Annotated in this window: 15 protein-coding genes and 1 pseudogene; 3 read left to right on the forward strand and 13 right to left on the reverse strand. The window is 42.9% G+C overall.

The window, feature by feature from the left end:
• Positions 1 to 52: 52 nt before the first annotated feature.
• The 3 genes from AC6RV6_RS00005 to AC6RV6_RS00015 form a co-directional block, all read right to left on the reverse strand.
• Positions 53 to 634 (reverse strand): RNA-guided endonuclease InsQ/TnpB family protein, encoded by a 582-nt coding sequence (locus AC6RV6_RS00005; protein WP_500237852.1) that lies wholly within the window; start codon positions 632 to 634, stop codon positions 53 to 55.
• Positions 603 to 917 (reverse strand): transposase, encoded by a 315-nt coding sequence (locus AC6RV6_RS00010; RefSeq protein WP_500237854.1) that lies wholly within the window; start codon positions 915 to 917, stop codon positions 603 to 605. Before AC6RV6_RS00010 ends, AC6RV6_RS00005 begins: the two co-directional genes overlap by 32 nt.
• A 143-nt stretch (positions 918 to 1,060) precedes the next feature.
• Positions 1,061 to 1,234, reverse strand: coding sequence for a hypothetical protein (locus AC6RV6_RS00015; protein ID WP_500237857.1), 174 nt, complete (start codon positions 1,232 to 1,234; stop codon positions 1,061 to 1,063).
• 1,176 nt (positions 1,235 to 2,410) lie between these two features.
• On the opposite strand from AC6RV6_RS00015, the gene ltrA reads away from it, so the two are divergent.
• The 3 genes and pseudogenes from ltrA (at position 2,411) to AC6RV6_RS00030 (ending at position 4,657) form a co-directional block, all read left to right on the forward strand.
• On the forward strand, positions 2,411 to 3,517 hold the full coding sequence (ltrA, locus tag AC6RV6_RS00020; protein ID WP_500237858.1) for a group II intron reverse transcriptase/maturase: 1,107 nt from the start codon (positions 2,411 to 2,413) through the stop codon (positions 3,515 to 3,517).
• A gap of 110 nt (positions 3,518 to 3,627) precedes the next feature.
• Positions 3,628 to 3,894, forward strand: a pseudogene (locus AC6RV6_RS00025) (IS1 family transposase); the annotation flags it as partial.
• A 154-nt stretch (positions 3,895 to 4,048) separates the two neighbouring features.
• Positions 4,049 to 4,657, forward strand: coding sequence for a GNAT family N-acetyltransferase (locus AC6RV6_RS00030; protein WP_500237859.1), 609 nt, complete (start codon positions 4,049 to 4,051; stop codon positions 4,655 to 4,657).
• A 227-nt stretch (positions 4,658 to 4,884) separates the two neighbouring features.
• Here AC6RV6_RS00030 and AC6RV6_RS00035 read toward each other — a convergent pair whose 3' ends face one another.
• The 10 genes from AC6RV6_RS00035 to AC6RV6_RS00080 all read right to left on the reverse strand — a co-directional run bounded on the left by AC6RV6_RS00035 (position 4,885) and on the right by AC6RV6_RS00080 (position 16,623).
• Positions 4,885 to 6,897, reverse strand: coding sequence for a DICT sensory domain-containing protein (locus AC6RV6_RS00035; protein WP_500237860.1), 2,013 nt, complete (start codon positions 6,895 to 6,897; stop codon positions 4,885 to 4,887).
• A 185-nt stretch (positions 6,898 to 7,082) separates the two neighbouring features.
• Positions 7,083 to 9,068 carry a DNA sulfur modification protein DndD gene (gene dndD, locus AC6RV6_RS00040; RefSeq protein WP_500237861.1) on the reverse strand — a complete coding sequence of 662 codons (1,986 nt, stop codon included), beginning with the start codon at positions 9,066 to 9,068 and terminating at the stop codon, positions 7,083 to 7,085.
• Complete coding sequence (locus AC6RV6_RS00045; protein WP_500237863.1) at positions 9,069 to 9,602, reverse strand: DOMON-like domain-containing protein; 534 nt, start codon at positions 9,600 to 9,602, stop codon at positions 9,069 to 9,071.
• Positions 9,603 to 9,610: 8 nt separating this feature from the next.
• Positions 9,611 to 10,738 carry a phosphotransferase enzyme family protein gene (locus tag AC6RV6_RS00050; protein ID WP_500238332.1) on the reverse strand — a complete coding sequence of 376 codons (1,128 nt, stop codon included), beginning with the start codon at positions 10,736 to 10,738 and terminating at the stop codon, positions 9,611 to 9,613.
• 5 nt (positions 10,739 to 10,743) lie between these two features.
• Positions 10,744 to 11,088, reverse strand: a complete 345-nt coding sequence (locus tag AC6RV6_RS00055) for a hypothetical protein (protein ID WP_500237866.1) — start codon at positions 11,086 to 11,088, stop codon at positions 10,744 to 10,746.
• Positions 11,089 to 11,180: 92 nt separating this feature from the next.
• Positions 11,181 to 11,696 carry a GNAT family N-acetyltransferase gene (locus AC6RV6_RS00060; RefSeq protein ID WP_500237868.1) on the reverse strand — a complete coding sequence of 172 codons (516 nt, stop codon included), beginning with the start codon at positions 11,694 to 11,696 and terminating at the stop codon, positions 11,181 to 11,183.
• A 15-nt stretch (positions 11,697 to 11,711) separates the two neighbouring features.
• Entirely contained in the window at positions 11,712 to 12,737 is a 1,026-nt protein-coding gene (gene ilvC / locus AC6RV6_RS00065; RefSeq protein ID WP_500238335.1) for a ketol-acid reductoisomerase, read from the reverse strand.
• Positions 12,738 to 12,870: 133 nt separating this feature from the next.
• A complete protein-coding gene (locus AC6RV6_RS00070; RefSeq protein WP_500237870.1) occupies positions 12,871 to 13,377 on the reverse strand; it encodes a L,D-transpeptidase in 507 nt (168 codons plus the stop codon).
• Between the two features lie 311 nt (positions 13,378 to 13,688).
• Complete coding sequence (locus AC6RV6_RS00075) at positions 13,689 to 14,576, reverse strand: DUF4349 domain-containing protein (protein ID WP_500237872.1); 888 nt, start codon at positions 14,574 to 14,576, stop codon at positions 13,689 to 13,691.
• Between the two features lie 163 nt (positions 14,577 to 14,739).
• A complete protein-coding gene (locus AC6RV6_RS00080; RefSeq protein ID WP_500237874.1) occupies positions 14,740 to 16,623 on the reverse strand; it encodes a ShlB/FhaC/HecB family hemolysin secretion/activation protein in 1,884 nt (627 codons plus the stop codon).
• Positions 16,624 to 16,649: the final 26 nt, after the last annotated feature.

The following is a 16,649-nucleotide window of genomic DNA, read 5'->3' on the forward strand; positions in this document are numbered from 1 at the left end:
ACGTCCGGTTCTTAGGGGAGGGGAGGGAAGCGATTCCCAAACCTTACCCGATTCAAAAGAGACTGAGTTGAACCCAGTTCTTTGAAGTTTCTTGCTTCGCAGGCTGACTATTGCCTAAGCCTCCACAAGCAGAGATGATGAGACCCACCACCTGTAGCTCTTCAATTGCTCGCTGTAAAATATTAATCGCAGCATTTTCATCTCTATCCATGACCAATCCGCACTTCGGGCATTCATGAGTGCGAACCGAGAGAGTTTTCTGGACTTTTGTACCGCAACTACTACAGTCTTGACTTGTACCATGAGGATTGACCTTCACTACCCGAACGCCGCATTTGACTGCCACTGCTTCTAACAGGTCGATTGGACATGGCGAATTCGATTCGCCGTCCCTCGACCTCAAGATAGTGATAAATTTTCCCCATGCTGCATCAAGAACGCTTTTAGAAAGTCGAGTTCTCGCCAGTCCTTTGATGTTTAAATCCTCAACCGCAATTAAGTCATAGCACCTCGTTAGCCAGTTCGCTTCTCCAACTTTTTTGAATCTTGGTCGCCCTCCTCTCTTTCCCTTCTTGTCGGGAATTCTCCATCTTTTCCAGGCCTTATCCAATCTTTGCAGATTGATTTGTTGCACTTCCGAGTAGATTTCTTTGTAGTCGGGAAAGAGAATTTTTGTCTCTTTCTTCCCTTCGTCTTTCTATTGCTGCGATTACTTCTATTACTAAATCATATTCCCATTCAAATGAGCGTCCCGCTATTTCATCTTCTTTGATTCTTTCCCATTCATTTTCTATTCGATTTAGTTCGGGACTATAACTCGGCAATACAAATATATATAATCCCTGACTTTCCCATTCTTTCTCTTTTTCTTTCACTCTTTTACTTTTATGTATTGATGCTCCATCTACGACTATCACTGTTATTTTTTGGGTTTTTCTCCATCTTTCTTCTGCTTTTTTTGCTTACCAATCCATCATTTCTATGTATTCTTCACTTTTGATAGACTTAAGAACTAATCCATATTCAAATCCGACTCCCTTCTCTAAAAATCTACAGACATTTAATCTTTTTCCTTTCCTTTTTGTTTGCTCGATTTTCTTCTGTTTTCCTCTTTTTGCCAACCATATTGCACTTCTGACCATAAGCTAAATCCTGCCTCATCTTCATATTTTAGATAAATTTCTCCGGCTGCTGCCCTACACTCCAACATTTCTAAATCTGCTCTCTTTCTCACTTGCTCTTTCGGTTTTTGTTTTGCTTTCGATGATTTTCTCGTTCGTTTCCAGAGATATTCTTTTTTTTTAATATTCTCTGCATTTGCCTTTCACTGACTTTTATTTTTCTCTCTTTCTCCCAAATTCTACAGAGTTGCTTGCTGTTATAACTTCTGGGTTCTTCTAACTTTTCCTCTATTAATTTTAAATCTTCTTCTTCCTTGTTTAAGAATACTCGTAGAGGGGGTGATGAAATTTTTGCCTCCTTTTTACATTTCTTGACTTAGTTTACTTTGTTTTTGTCTGACTACTTAGCTAAAAATCTAATAATAATCAATACTCATTTTTTTCCAAAAGACGATCAATTTCATCTTCTTTTTAAGGACTCCTTTCAGTCGATTTCTGTTGCTGGTCACGAGGGGTCTCCCGTTAGAATCTCCGATTTAGCGCGACCTGAAAGGTCATTTGAACCGAAACACCAAGTTTTTTAGAGATTTTCACCTCTAACCCTCACGGAAAAGACTCATTGAGTCCGGCTACTTCCAGAGTAAGCAATGAAATGGAAGGAATGCAAGCCTCGAAAGTAACCGAAGCTGCAAGGGATTAAGCGGTCAGGAGCAAGAGGGAAAGAATTGGAAGGATGAACATGGTCTAAATTGCTGATTAAATCACGTCACAGATTAAACAGCCAAATTATCCCTGATAGGCTGTAACCAAAAGGTAAGAAGGTGGGCTGGATACTTAAATCTTATCCAATCGTGAAAACACAACTCCTTCCGTGAAATAGGCAGTCATCCAAACCGATTCAAAACTTCAAATGATACAACAGGGTAAACCCAACAAAGTCTTAGGGGAAAGGTCGATTCTCTTGGTTGATTGGATATGGCGAGGCAACCTCGCCATCTCTCAACCGCAACCTAAGTAGGTCTGAGGCAACAAAGACGGAAACCTTTGGGGGGTAGAAGATGAGAGAAAAAGCGAATGCTGATTTGTAATGAATCAGATAAGGGTTCAAAATTTGCCCTTGACCGAAAGGAATAGCAGACTTCTCTTGGGTCTTATACAAAAGAAACAATGATACAGAAACCTAACGGAGACAGAAGTTAGATGTCAGCTTGCTCGACAAATGGAGTCAACGAACAATTGAGGTAATTAACACCCCTGCACAGCAAGTAAAACTTACCAAGGAATGGGAAATGCCAAAGGCACAACCCACAAAACGGGTTTATATTCCCAAAGCAAATGGCAAGAAACGTCCCCTTGGAATTCCCACCATTAAGGATAGAGTCGCACAAGCAATAGTTAAAAACGCACTAGAACCTGAATGGGAAGCGGTGTTTGAAGCCAATTCCTACGGCTTTCGACCCGGAAGAAGTTGTCACGATGCCATCGACCAATGTTATAAAAAACTAAGAGGATGGCAACACGGACATAATTGGGTTTTAGATGCTGATATCAAAGGTTTCTTCGATAATATTGCCCATGAATCCATTCTCAATACAATTAGTTCATTCCCAAAAAATGAACTAATCCAAGAATGGTTAAAAGCTGGATTTATCGACAGAGGAAAACACAACTCAACGGAGACAGGCACTCCTCAAGGTGGTGTAATAAGCCCATTACTGGCTAATATCGGGCTGCACGGGTTAGAAATATATGTTAAACAATTTAACCCAAAACTAGGCATCATCCGATATGCTGATGATTTTGTCATCACAGCTAAGGACAAGGAATCCTTAGAAAGAGTGTTTATTCAGATAAAGCAATGGCTATCCCAAAGAGGACTCGAAATCAGCACTGAGAAGACAAGGATAGTTCACATCGATGATGGATTTGATTTTCTTGGGTTTAACCTTCGTCATTATAATGGCAAATTACTGATTAAGCCCCAGAAAAAGAAGGTATTAGCCTTCTGCAAAAAGATAGGAGAAACCCTATCACAGATGAAAACTAACACCCAAGAAGAAGTCATCACTGATAATACCCCTATCATCAGGCACATCAAGGTCAAGGGTCAAGCCAGCCCTGATGACCCCTCCTTAAAAGAATACTGGCAAAAACGTCAAGAAAAAGAAGGTAAGAAATATTGGGCAAAAGGTTCAAAATATGAACAAATTGCTAAAGAACAAAACTGGAAATGCCCGATTTGCAATGACAGCCTATTCAATGGAGAGGAAATCGAAACCCATCATATAGTACCTGTGAAAGAAGGTGGCTCTGATGACAAAGAGAATCTTATCCACTTGCACAAAGCGTGCCATAAACAGGTACATTCAAAAACCCAAGTTAAAGGCTTGAAGTAAGTCTTGAGCCGTGTGATGGGAGACTGTCACGCACGGTTTTTAGGGGAGGGAAGAAGGGCGACCTTCAACCCTTACCCGCTACGGGAGGGGAATCGTGACATTTAGTTGGGGATTCATTACCAAGCATCTATCGTCAGTGTGCCGTTGCTTATACAGATTTTTGGCGTGCCTATGCTTTAATATTTCCCAGCAAGCGCCACAAGGCAGTGGGTAAGGAGACTGGACAAACCAATCATATTGAGCGATTCAATTGTACGATGCGACAACGCATTTCTCGCTTAGTGAGAAAGACTCTTTCTTTCTCCAAGAAACTTGAAAATCACATTGGTGCTATTTGGCTCTTTATCCATCACTACAACTCATCCTTATCTGTTTAGGACTAACCTCCGCCGCGATCGCTATTGACACGAACGATCGCCAAAATTGAGATGAGTTGTATCTTATGCTTGAGGGAGAGGTCTTATTTTAGCTTGTTTGTTAGAATTAGATCCCAGCTAATCCTCGAAGTTGTTACTGAGGAGAATAGCATTCATGGACGAACACATTGACCGAATCGAAACACTAACTGAAGCGCGGCGCAGTGAAGCCATTGACGTGCTAATGAGTGCGTTCCGTGACCATCCAGTGCTGCCATCCGATCCCACTGGCCACCGATCGCATTTGATGGTCGTTGCGATCCTCAACGCATTCGCTGGCGCACCCGATGCGACAATATTTGGCATCACACACGATAGTAAATTGGCGTGTGTAGCGTTCGTGTTTACTGAGGGCTATGAACCTAGCGGTTTGGCCTTAGTATGGTTCTTTTGGCGTATGGTGAGAGCTCTCGGTTTGCAAAGGTTTCGTGCGATGGGGCACGTGATGTCTGAGAAACGCACAAGCAATGAGCGACGACTAGAACTGATGCTGTTAGGCACGCACAGTGACTACCAAGGTCAAGGCTTGGGCCGCACGATGCTGCACCACCTCTTCAGCTTTGCCCGCGAACGGGGTTACGCATCCGTGGTACTCGAAACCTCCAAGCCGACACCAGCCTTTGAGTTCTACCTCCGAGAAGGCTTCGAGGTGGAGAAGGATATCTCGTTGCTGACGATGCCTTTGTGTATGATGCGTCGGCCGTTAGATTCGCCTAATTCCTAGAAACCAACATCACCAAAAGCGGCCAAGAGCCTTAATTCTGGCTCAGTTGCAGATAATTCTGGATCGAGCGACCAATCTAGTTGCAAATAATTCTGGATCGAGGCGATCGTTATTGCTGGTTTGAGACGTTTTAACCATCGATACTCCCAATCTTCTTAAAGTCGAGATTGCTGGGGAATGGGAACGGGAATAAATCAACTTTAAACCCTCTTTTTACAGCCATGTCTTTATTTTTTCTTGCGCGATCGCCTGCCTGTTTTTGAAGTTGTTTGCGAAGTTTTTTTTGCTCTTTTAGGAGGAGTGTCAAAAATGGGAATGGTAAAATGAAACCGACTCCCCTTATCTTTTCCTTCTGACTCCGCCCAAATTTCTCCCCCCCATTGTTGAGTAATTTGGCGACAAATGGCCAAACCCAAACCGACTCCCCCGGTTGTGCGCTGTAAGGCTCCTTCTTCTTGGTAAAAGCGATCGAAGACTGTTTCCAAACGACTGGGTTCAATCCCTCGTCCCGTATCCGAAACCGTGACTTCTAATAAGTTATTGCTGTTGGTTTTAGCCTCGATTAAAATTTCTCCATTGGCAGCCGTGAATTTACAGGCATTATCGAGCAATTTTGCCACCACTTCCACTAACCATTCCCCATCGGTTTTGATTAATGGTAAATCTTCATCGATCGCCATACGAATACGAGGCATTTCTCCCGGTAATTTTCTGGCACTATTATTACTAATTCCCAAGTCGATACATTCGCTAATCGACAACACTTCGGGATTCCAGTCTACGCGACCGCTCTCGAGTTTGGAAAGAGTGAGAAAGTCTTGAATTAACTTTCGCATTCGTTCGGCATCGCTTAAGGCAGTATCTAGCATCACTTGACGGAGTTCTGGGGGCATATCCGGTTCTGTGGCAAGACTTTCAAGGCAAATTTGAATGGTTGAGAGAGGGGTTCGCAACTCGTGACCGGTGATGGCAACGAGGTTTGAACTGGTACGGTCTAAGGCTTCTAGTTGTTCGTTCAATGCTTCGAGGTGGGCATAAGCCTCAGCTTGAATCAACGCGACCCCGATTTGATTGGCGATCGCTGCGACCAAGCTGGTATCTTCCGATCGCCACCGCTCAAATTTCTCGCCACAATAGTGAAGTTCTACCATTCCTAATAAGCGACCTTGATAGAGAACGGGCATTAAAAGCCAAGAGACGATCGCTGCATCTTCGATAACTTTTTGCCATTGCTGATTCCCTCGTTCGCTAAATCTAGAGTCTTGGCGAACGTCGCGAACAAAGAGTACTTCTTGGGTTTCGACGATGGTTTGAAAGAAAGGGTTTTGCTGAAGCGGCCATTGTTTCCCTTTTAGAGAGGTAATATGAGGACTGGGGAAATCGTAAGCGATCGTGGCTGTTTCATCACTTTCACTACACTGATAAACGAGGGAACGACATGCCCCTAATGCCCGTCCCAACTGCTCGACCGCAACTTGTAAAATAATATCGGGATCTAGCGATCGCCGAATGGCTGCAGTCATTAAGTGAATCGATCGCTCTCGCTGTTCTTGTGCCTCCACTTTTTGATAGGCTTTAATGAGTTTGTGCTGCCCCACTTGCAAGTAGTTTACGAGGCGGTTGACAAAGGGATCGGGACTGGTCGCATCGAGTTCTGGGGGGGAAGAACGAGTTTTGCGTTTGGTTTTGAGATAGCGTTTTTTTGCGGTTTCTAGCTTTTTGGCTAACTCGGGACGGTAAATAGCAATGCGATCGAGGAGCAGTTCTGCCGATCGCGCGGTAATGCTGCGATTTGAGGTCCAGATCCCCTCAAATCTTCGGCTAGAGTCCATTGCTGAGTTAGAATGTTCCTCCGCTCCCGAGGTGCGTTCCCGACAAATTAAACAATTGGCATAATTTTCCCCCAAAACTACCAAATGCCATTCTTGAGCAAGAGCATCGCTGGCCTCAAAAGCAACCGTTTCGTATTCCCCCGAATGATTTTTAAATTCGGTTTCCGGGACGGCTAAAACATAAACTTGTTGACTTTTCTTAGCAATGCGACGGTAGCGATGCGCTTCTTGACGATAAAAGCGTTCTTGTTGAAAAGTGGCGATCACGAGAGGAATATCGGAACTCGCGAGAATGCGGTCTTCCATTGCATGAGAAAGGGCAACGAGGGAAGATTTGAAATACATCTGCGATCGCCAGTCCGGGAGATCGTGCAGCAGTTCTGTCAGCACGGAGGTCTGAATGCTCATCGGCAATAGAGGAATCTAGGTACGCACCTTGCTTTCCCGAGAGTTTAGCTCTAGATTAAGTTTTGCTGACTTTAACATTTTCTTTAGCTTTTCAGCAATCGTTTTAGAGGAGCTAATTTTTTGGGGAGAGAAGATTTCTGAGTTATCGGTTAGTTATTAGCGATCGATTATTAGATAATTTTTAATTATTCATCGTTCCAAAAATACCCCTTTTCAATTGTGGTTTGGCAAGATGCGGAATTATATTTCAGGTGGTACGATCGCGCGATCGCATCCTGTTCTTTTAATTTATTGTATTCTGTTTTTCCGATTTCCGTATCTGTCGAGAGAAGAATGACTTGCGAGGAAGCATAAGGAAAATATCGTTCGACTAAATTGGCTCGATGAGATGAATCTAAACGACCTAAAGGGGTGTCGATGGCAATGGGAAGGTTGCGCCCAGAAATTTTCGCCAGTCCCCAGAGGAAGGCGATCGCTAACAGTTGTTTTTCTCCTGCGGATAGGCGATGTTTGGGAACTTCTTGGCCTTGGGGATCGTAAAGGGATAATTTAAAGCTATCTGTATCAATGGTGACGGTATGCACGAGATCGGATTTATGGAGAAGGTGGCGGAAATATTGTGTCACTTTGACTTCTAATTTATTGAGCTTTTTTAAGGTTAATTTTTCGCGAAATAGTTTTAAAGTTTGTTTAACTTTGGCAATGGATTGAATAATATGCTCTTTGTTTTTGCGATCGAGAGTCTCTTGGCTATAGGTTTCTAGTTCTTGTTTGATCTCTTCAATCTCCCGATCGATTTCTTCAATTTTACGTTTTTTTGCTTCTGATTCCGCTTTTAGTTGAATTAAATTATCTCGAGCAATTTTGCGTTCTTCTTCTAGCTTAGTATAAGATTCTGGAGATGCTGCCGTTTGCAATTGTTGTTCGAGAGAAAGAATTTTTTCTTCTAGCTCTTGCAAGCGATCGCAATCTTTTTGCGCTCCTTTCATTTGTTCTGGCAATCGCTCTCGCAGCAGTAGTTCTAAAGTGTTTAACGTTTCTCGATCTGCTCCTAAATATCTTTGGGTTTCCGGTGTCTTGGCAAAACTTTGATTTTCTCGTTCTAAAAATTCTTTAATCTTCCCTAATTTGTCTGATTTTAGAGATAAATTTTGTAAATAATTTAATAAGCGATCGTCTCGTTCTAAAATCACCTCTCTCGTAATATTTACCGAATTATTTTCTAATTCTTGTTCTCCAGTTTTTTTTGCTGTTGCCAGCAAAGTCGAAATTAGGGTCAGAGGGAGAATATTTGCCGCGCGATCGCGTAAATTCAAGCGTTCTTTTTCCAAATTTGTTTTTAGCTTTTCGATCTTGAGGTTCAGTTTACTACGCTGAGAAGCAATTGCACCTCCTTCTGTCAGAAATTTATCATCTGTGCGATCGTATTGACGTTCTGCTGCTCTAATTTTAATCCCTAAACCTTCGATCTCTTCTAAAATTTTATTTTTTTTTGCTTGTAATTGCAATATCTGGCGTTCTAATTCTTCTAAATCCTTTAACTCTTTTTGAGTTGCTAACTCTTTGCGTTTGCGACTGGCCAAAATATCTAAATCAGCCGCTAATCGTTTTGCCAGTTCTAATCCTAATAAAGATTGAATTGCCTCAACAACTTGAGGAGGAGGAGCATCAAGTTCTGCTAATTCTTTAACTTGTTCTCCATCAAATAGGAATAAATTAGAAATTCCAATCGGTAAAATATATTCAACTCGCTCATCCCATGTTTTGGTAATCGTTTCATCCAACCATGTATCGGTAATAACCTCTAGAGAATCTTTACCATTTTTTGGGTTTTTTGTCCAGCGCCGACGGATGCGAAAAATAACAGGTTTATTATCTTTAATGTGATCGAAAGCAAGTTCTATTTTTGTTTCTTCTGTCCCTTTTGTATTGCGATTGATACATTGTTCGAGAAAGTTTTGGTAGCTTAAATTACCTCGTGTCGAACATTGAGCGCGTTGTCCGTAAAAAGCAAGGCGAATGGCATCCATTAAGGTTGTTTTTCCACCTCCATTCATGCCTCCTAATAAAACAATAGGATAATGTTCTCCTTGGTTTTCTGGAGCAAGATCGATCGTTTGACGACCGTGATAAGGACCAAAATTTTCTAGAACTAATTCGCGAAATATCATTCAATCTAGTGTAATACTGAAACTATCACGATGATGAAAATCGGCTTGTTTTGAAGGATGAGCCAGAGCATAATAAATTATATCGCCATTTTTGTATTTTATAACAGTGCTGATGGCAACTTCTAACACGCATTCTGAGGCAGCGATCGCAGACAAATCGATTTCTATCTCTAATGATACGCGATTATGCTCTTCTCGAACTAAAAATGGTAATTTCTTCCATCCTCTTTCTTCCTTCATTCCTTGTCGATAGTCATCAAAATGATAAATATTCCAATTTCCACTTGGAGAAAGATTAAATTCCCAATATTGAGGCGAGTTTTGAGATCTCAGGAAAAATTCAAAACAAGTTTCTTGCCAAAGTTCATCTTGGCGATGAGGTTTAGCGATCGCAGAAGGAATAACCAATTTTTCTCTATCTCCGTCAATCTGATAATGAAGAGAAAGAATGCCATCGCAACGAGAAATCGTTCCCGAAATCGTTAAGTTATATTGCGCGGCAGAAGGAAAGGGAATTAATGAAAATTGCTGCATTTTAGCGCTCATTTGTCAACTATCTGTTGGATTAAATCCCGAATTATATTCTCTTGTCGCTCAATACTTTCTACCAGTTTGAATTGAACCATTGCACGATTTAAGTTATGTTCTGGATATTGAACCTGAAAATAAATATCTCCTGCGAGATAGTCAGTCAAAAATCGTAATCCTAATTCAAAAGCGATCGCGCGGATGCCATCGTAAAGATAATCATAATCATTTTTAGTTAAAAAATTCTGTGCCATTGAGAAATAACCTTGTAAGATAGCTTGACACAAATCGATATTAAAAGAAACCTTATCCCAATTTTCTGTTTCTTCCCCAAGAGTATTGCACCCCGATCGCAAACAATCCCCAATATCATAGTGAACCAAACCGGGTTTAATCGTATCCAAGTCTACCATTGCGATCGCTTGTCCGGTGCGATCGTCCATCATGATGTTATTCACCTTGGGATCGCCGTGAATGGGACGTAAAGGAAGTTTTCCCAAGTGTTTTGCCTCTTCTAAAATTGTTGTCCAACTGCGGCGATTTTCGACAAACTGTAAGGCATATTTCATTTCAGGAGTTGTAGTCAGGGAAGTTTCTTCTAAAACGCGATCGTATTGCTCTAAATAGCGGGGTAAAATATGAAAGCCTTCTAAAGTATCTGCTAATTCTTCGCAAGGAATATAACTTAGAAGTGTATGAAATAATCCTAGCCCATAACCCACCTCTTGCGCTTGAGTAGCATTGGTAATCGTATCAAAAGTTTGTCCTTCGATAAAACGAATTGCTCGCCAAAACCCACCCTTGCGATCGCGCCAATATTCTTGCTCCTCTCTTGTTAAGAGTACAGAAGGAATTTCCCATCTACGATCTTGTTCTAAGGTAAGTTTAGTTAGATTTTCTCGAGCGCGATCGCAGAAAACTCTCATATTTTGCATTACCAATTCTGGTTGGCAAAATACCTGCGTATTAATATGCTGCAAAATAAAATGACATTCCTCAGAATCATCTACGCTGACACGAAACGTTTTATTAATATTGCCATTACCAAATTCTCGAACCTCTAAAATCTGGCGATCGGGCTTAAATTGAGAAGCAATATTAACTAAAAACTCTAATTCCATATTTTTATAAAATTGTATAATATCATTCACTTTAACTCACAATTAAGATCGTCAATAAGAATTAATTTGAGTTCTTTAGACACAGGTAAAGTATCAATTTCTTTTAAGAGTTTATCACAAGACTCACCATCTAGATAACGTTGTTTGTAAATTCCTTTAAGAAGTGCTTCTAGCCCGTATTTCGATAAAGCATCCGATGCTAATCCAATAATTCCCAGAAAAACAATTCCACCAATCATTCCTCCTGGCCCAAGCATTGCGAGTGCGGCAGTAATAGCAGCTGCTCCTGCTAATCCTGTTGTTGCCATTGCAATCAAAAGTATAATAGCTGGAAAACCAACTCCTGCTAATTTCCGTATAATTTCATCCATGAATTTTCCCTCTTGAATCTTGATTCTAAGCCAAAAATAGTAAAACTACTCGTCTAATTTTGTGGTGGAGTCGTTTTACGATTGATTGTATTTTAAGGGTTACGCGATCGCTCGCGACAAAGGATATGTCCGGTTGTCACAAACCTCTCATTGCCATTCAATCGTCCGGTTTTAGTTTCCACAATTTTAAATCCCTCCTGCAAATAAAGATTGAGTGCGGCATCATTGCCACTCAAGACGGAAGTTTGCACGATATCCCCGCATCGTGCGATCCCGTGTTGCAATAACCTGCATCCGATCCCCTGTCGATAATGCTCTGGCGATACGTACAACCAAGTTATTTCATCATCTGCAAAGGCAATAAATCCAACGACAATTTCCCCTTGACAAGCGACCCATACTTCTCCCGCGAATAACTCTTCATTCTCGTAGGTCTCCGCTAACGACAAAAAAGCCTCAACCCCTACGGATGCTCTCAGTTCATCTAATCTGGCGCGATCGTGAATCGCTGCGATCGCGTCCCAGTCTTGGGGTTGATATTCTCGAATTTTGAGCATGACCGATTCTAATTCGTTAATTGTATTGTGTAGGTGCGTTAGCGATAGCATAACGCACCCTACTAGTTATCTTTTCTTTAACCAGCTAAACATCGCTCGTAAATCCTTACCAACTTCCTCAATGGGATGTTCGGCTTCTTGACGACGCATGGCGGTAAAACCGGGTTTTCCAGATTGATTTTCAAGGACAAATTCTCGGGCAAATTGTCCCGATTGAATTTCCGAGAGAATCTTTTTCATTTCTGCTTTGGTTTCCGCGTTCACCAAACGCGGACCTCGAGTATAATCGCCGTATTCCGCAGTATTGGAAATGCTGTCTCGCATGGTTGCCAAACCGCCTTCCACCACAAGATCGACAATTAATTTAACTTCATGGAGACATTCAAAATAAGCCAATTCTGGTTGATATCCTGCTTCGACTAAAGTTTCAAAACCAGCTTTAATTAAAGCACTCAAACCGCCGCATAATACCGTTTGCTCTCCGAATAAATCCGTTTCTGTTTCTTCTCGGAACGTTGTTTCAAGAATCCCCGCACGAGTACCCCCTACTCCTTTTGCATAGGCCATGGCGCGATCGCGAGCTTGTCCCGAAGCATCTTGAAAAACGGCAAATAAACAGGGAACCCCTTCTCCTTGTTCGTAAGTCCGGCGTACCAAATGACCGGGACCTTTGGGTGCAACCATGACGACATCAACATCATCTGGAGGAACAACTTGCCCAAAATGAATATTAAACCCATGAGCAAATGCAAGGACATTGCCGGCGCTTAAATTGGGTTTAATTTCCTCAAGATAGATCGATTTTTGTACCTCATCCGGGAGGAGAATCATAATTACATCGGCAGCTTTGGCCGCATCTGCAACCGAGTGAACTTTTAATCCGGCTGCTTCTGCTTTTTGGGCGGATTTACTGCCCGAATATAAACCAACAATAACGTTAATGCCGCTATCTTTTAAATTCAAGGCATGAGCGTGACCTTGAGAACCATAACCGATAATTGCGACGGTTTTATCTGCCAGTAAGTCTAAATTCGCATCTTCGTCATAATACATTCGTGCCATAAAACGATCTCCCGAGTTAAATTCTGGAATTAGGGACAAGCATCAGATTATACCAAAATTTTATCCACGAACAATTATCAATGAACTATGAACAATTAATGGGAAGAGATGACAGATTAAGTGAGAAACTCGATCGCGCCATCTTCTCTTCCCATTGATATTGCTATTCGTGAATGACGAGAGTTGTCCCCACAGAAGACCAATTATAGAGCCAAGCGGCATCCTCGAGAGGCAGATTTACGCAACCATGCGAGACGGGGGTGCCAAAGTTATTGTGCCAATGCGCCCCATGAATCGCATAGCCTCGATTAAAATACATGACGTGAGGAACATTAGGGACATCATAATCAGCACCGCGCATGCGATCGCGACGCAGCATAGAGTGAATTTCAAAAACTCCCGTAGGGGTTGGGGTTACATCTTTACCTGTCGAGATGGTCACTTCATAAACTTTTTCTCGTCCTTCTCGGGCAATCAATCTTTGTGAGGAAAGATCGATTTCGATCCAGCGATCTTGCGAGGTTTCCAGTCGTAGTGTTGCCAAGGCGATCGGCTCGGGTTGCCGGTTTGCAAAAGCAGGTAGAGAAAAACTCAAAACGCTAAATAGGGTTAAAGCGATCGCAGTTCCCACTAACAAAGGTTGACAGCGAGGAAAAAAATGACTTTTCATAATCTTACTCCGATTCAAAAATGAGGGAGTTGCCAATGCGCTCTAAGTCTGTAAAAATAGTCATCAAGCATGGCAACACAATGAAGCGAACCCGTTGCTAATACTCCTCAAAACCCACTCACAAACACCAACTTAGAAAACAATTAAATATTCGCTTATTCTGGATTCGCATCGAAAGCAGTTTATTATTCTTACTCTTTACTTTCTTCTACACAAAAAATAGAAATTCTCGGCGAGATTTTCCGATCGCGAAACATTTCGATCCAGAACTTCACCGAGTGCAAAAAATGCGAGGGTAGAGGCTTTATTTTTTAAGTATTATTGTTGCGATCGTCAGTTTGAGCAGCCATTTTTCGACTATATTTGCGAATCAACCAAATACCGACTCCAATCGCCAGCCAATAGGGACTAAATGCTAATAGCCAGAGGGTTAATTTTAATAAACCCGTGGTTAAAGAACTGACCCCATAAACGGCATTTTCCCATGTTTCTCCCAATTGACCCCCCAAAGGTTGCGATCGCGGAATGGTAGTCGTTGCGGTTTCCAGATTCACGAGAATCGTTGAAAATGCCACGCGATCGCGGAGATTTTTCTGTCGCGCGTCAATTTGTTCGATTTCTGCTCGGATTTTCCCTAATTCTTGAGCAACTTTGAGAACATCCCCGACAGATCCGGAACGATCCATAATTTCCAATAATGACTCTTCCTGTTTTCGCAAATTTCGCAACCGCGCATCGAGATCCACTAATTGATTACTCACATCTTCCGCACTCAAAGTTTGTCGCTGGGAAATTCCCAATTCGCCAATTTCTGCAAGGACGAAATCCAATCGGTGTTGCGGCACTCGCAAGCGGAGAAAAGCTCGATGGCGTTGATTGACACTACTAGGCTTATTATTTTGTAATTCGAGAATATCCCCTCGGTTACGCTTCGCCAGATCGGTAATTGCTGTCACGATCGCGTCAATGGATTCGACTTCGAGATCGATTTCTGCGGTTTTAATCAATTGAGGAGCCACTCGAGGAACTGATTCTCCTGCGACATTAGCGACTTTTTTCGCTGCCTCTGTCGTTTCCTCGATTGCGATATCTTGTTCCATTGCAGGTGGGGCTTCTAGCCTGCTTGTCTCTGGGGCTGAAGCGCATCCAGTAAAGACAAGACTAACACAGGCGATCGCGCCGAAAAATTGCGGTTTCATGGTGATAAAATCCTCATCCTAATACTATTGTCTAGTATGTTCGACGCGATGGGCGATCGGGTTGGAGTTACAGAATTGGTAACGTCATTTCAATGAACAATGAACAATCGGAAATGTACAGAGAGGAAGTCTAGATTTCTGCGCTCAAAAACGATAAGCCAGACTAAAAATTGTAAGCCAAACTAAAATAAACGCCATCATCTTGGGCATTAACAGAGCGATCGCTAATCTGAACCAAAGGCAAGGTTAAATCGAGGCGCATGGTTAAATTGTCCACCGGAGAATAGAGAAAACCTACTCCTACTCCGGCTAAAAAATGCTCGTTATCGATTTGGTCGGGATTGCTGGGATTATTCCACACCATACCCATATCGAAAAAAGGAATAATTTGCAATAAATGAATGGCTTCTTGTTCTTCTACCAAAGTAATGCGATCTTCAAGGGAAACACGCCAACCATTATCCCCCGATCGCGCCCCCTGACGATAGCCTCGTAAAGTTTGACCGCCTCCAATACTAAAACGTTCTGACGCTAACAGGTTATTGGGAGAAAGCTGCACGTCTCCTTGCAGGATTAACAAGTGATTTTTGCCCAATTGTTGCAACCGTTGCATCTGTCCCGTCCAACTGAAAAAACGACCGTCAGGGGTCGGATCGTTGTTTCGGGTGGCATTCCACCAATCCAATCCAAAGTTAAGCTGAGAACGGAAAACCCAAGCACCGGTGCCATCGCGTTTGAGGTAATCTTGTCCGAAACTGAGGACCATGGTGCGAGTGGTGCCGTCTTCCTCCGCACCGCTACTGAAGGGCGTTCCCACATCATCAAATAAGAAGGTTTGCCCGGTTTTATGTCTCAGTCCTAAAGAGAGGGCAAATTCATCGGTAAAGGTGCGGATCAGGGGTTGGCGCACGGAAATTGCATAAGTTTCCGACTCTCCTCGAAAGCCCAATTCTCTGAAGGGGGACTGGGTAATATCGTTGCGATCGAGAGAGATGCTTGCATCTACTGTCCCTTCCATGGCGTTGAAGGGAATGCGATAGTTTAAGTCATAGATGCGAGATCCTCCAGTGGTGGAACGAACCACCGTAGCATGGAAAATATCGCCAACTCCCAATAAGTTACGATAGCCTGCATTCAAACCATAGCGTTCGGAACCGACACTGGCAGCCGAGTAGTTATCGGCGAAGGCAACACCGAAAAAAGGAGAGGCTTCTTGAATGGTGAAGAGAAGTGTATTTTCACCGATGTTGTCTCCGGGTTGGAGATTGATATCGAAATCTTCAATGAAAGGATTCCCTTGCAATAAACGCAGTGCGTCTTCGAGTTTGTTGATGTTGAAGGGGGTATCGATGCCGCGATTGAGGCGAGAGGTAAAATAGAAGGGTTTGAAGCGATCGAGTCCGACGATCTGAATATCGGAAATCGTCCCTTCTACGATCTCTACAATGGCAATCCCATCACCGATCGTTTGTTTTTTGAGGACGGCGCGGGAGTTGATATAACCTTCGCGAACGTACAGTTGAGTGATAGCATCGGCGGCTTCTTGGAGTTGCCCGAGGGTGACGTTTTGCCCTTGGAGAGGGTCTATGATGGGGGACAAGTCTTCTGGGGTAAAAACGGTACTTCCTTGCACGTCAATGCGATTGAGAAGGAAAGACATACCGTCTCTGTCTGGGGGAGATGGGGGTGTATCGTCGCGATCGGGAAATAAATCGGTTTCTTCTCTGGGGAGTACGGGATCGATGGGTTGCAGGAAGTCGCCATCGGGGTTGGTGCGATCGCTTTCTTGTTGGGGATTCTGTCCGATTAAATCTCCGGCGCTGAAGCTGATATTGTTGTGAAAATGGGGCAGATGGGGAACGATCGCAGTTTCGTTGAGGAAGTTGAAGGGGTTGGGATTTTGGGATGCGATCGCGTCTTCGGAGGGGTTGGCGGGAAGTGTGGAAACGCGGGTCTCTAAATTAATGGGGTCTTTGGCAAGGGCGGCAGGGGCAAGGCAAGATAAGAGAATAGCACTGGTGGCTAGGCTTGATTTGGGTAGGTGCATTTTGTTTTTGGTAGTGCGTTGGGTTT

The sequence above is a fragment of the Spirulina sp. LEGE 11439 genome (assembly GCF_059821285.1).

Bases quoted from the DNA above. Each gene is read 5' to 3' on its own strand.
- ltrA (WP_500237858.1), top strand. From the start codon at position 2,411: ATGCCAAAGGCACAACCCACAAAACGGGTTTATATTCCCAAAGCAAAT.
- AC6RV6_RS00030 (WP_500237859.1), top strand. From the start codon at position 4,049: ATGGACGAACACATTGACCGAATCGAAACACTAACTGAAGCGCGGCGC.
- AC6RV6_RS00035 (WP_500237860.1), bottom strand. From the start codon at position 6,897: ATGAGCATTCAGACCTCCGTGCTGACAGAACTGCTGCACGATCTCCCG.
- dndD (WP_500237861.1), bottom strand. From the start codon at position 9,068: ATGATATTTCGCGAATTAGTTCTAGAAAATTTTGGTCCTTATCACGGT.
- AC6RV6_RS00045 (WP_500237863.1), bottom strand. From the start codon at position 9,602: ATGCAGCAATTTTCATTAATTCCCTTTCCTTCTGCCGCGCAATATAAC.
- AC6RV6_RS00055 (WP_500237866.1), bottom strand. From the start codon at position 11,088: ATGGATGAAATTATACGGAAATTAGCAGGAGTTGGTTTTCCAGCTATT.
- AC6RV6_RS00060 (WP_500237868.1), bottom strand. From the start codon at position 11,696: ATGCTATCGCTAACGCACCTACACAATACAATTAACGAATTAGAATCG.
- AC6RV6_RS00070 (WP_500237870.1), bottom strand. From the start codon at position 13,377: ATGAAAAGTCATTTTTTTCCTCGCTGTCAACCTTTGTTAGTGGGAACT.
- AC6RV6_RS00075 (WP_500237872.1), bottom strand. From the start codon at position 14,576: ATGAAACCGCAATTTTTCGGCGCGATCGCCTGTGTTAGTCTTGTCTTT.
- AC6RV6_RS00080 (WP_500237874.1), bottom strand. From the start codon at position 16,623: ATGCACCTACCCAAATCAAGCCTAGCCACCAGTGCTATTCTCTTATCT.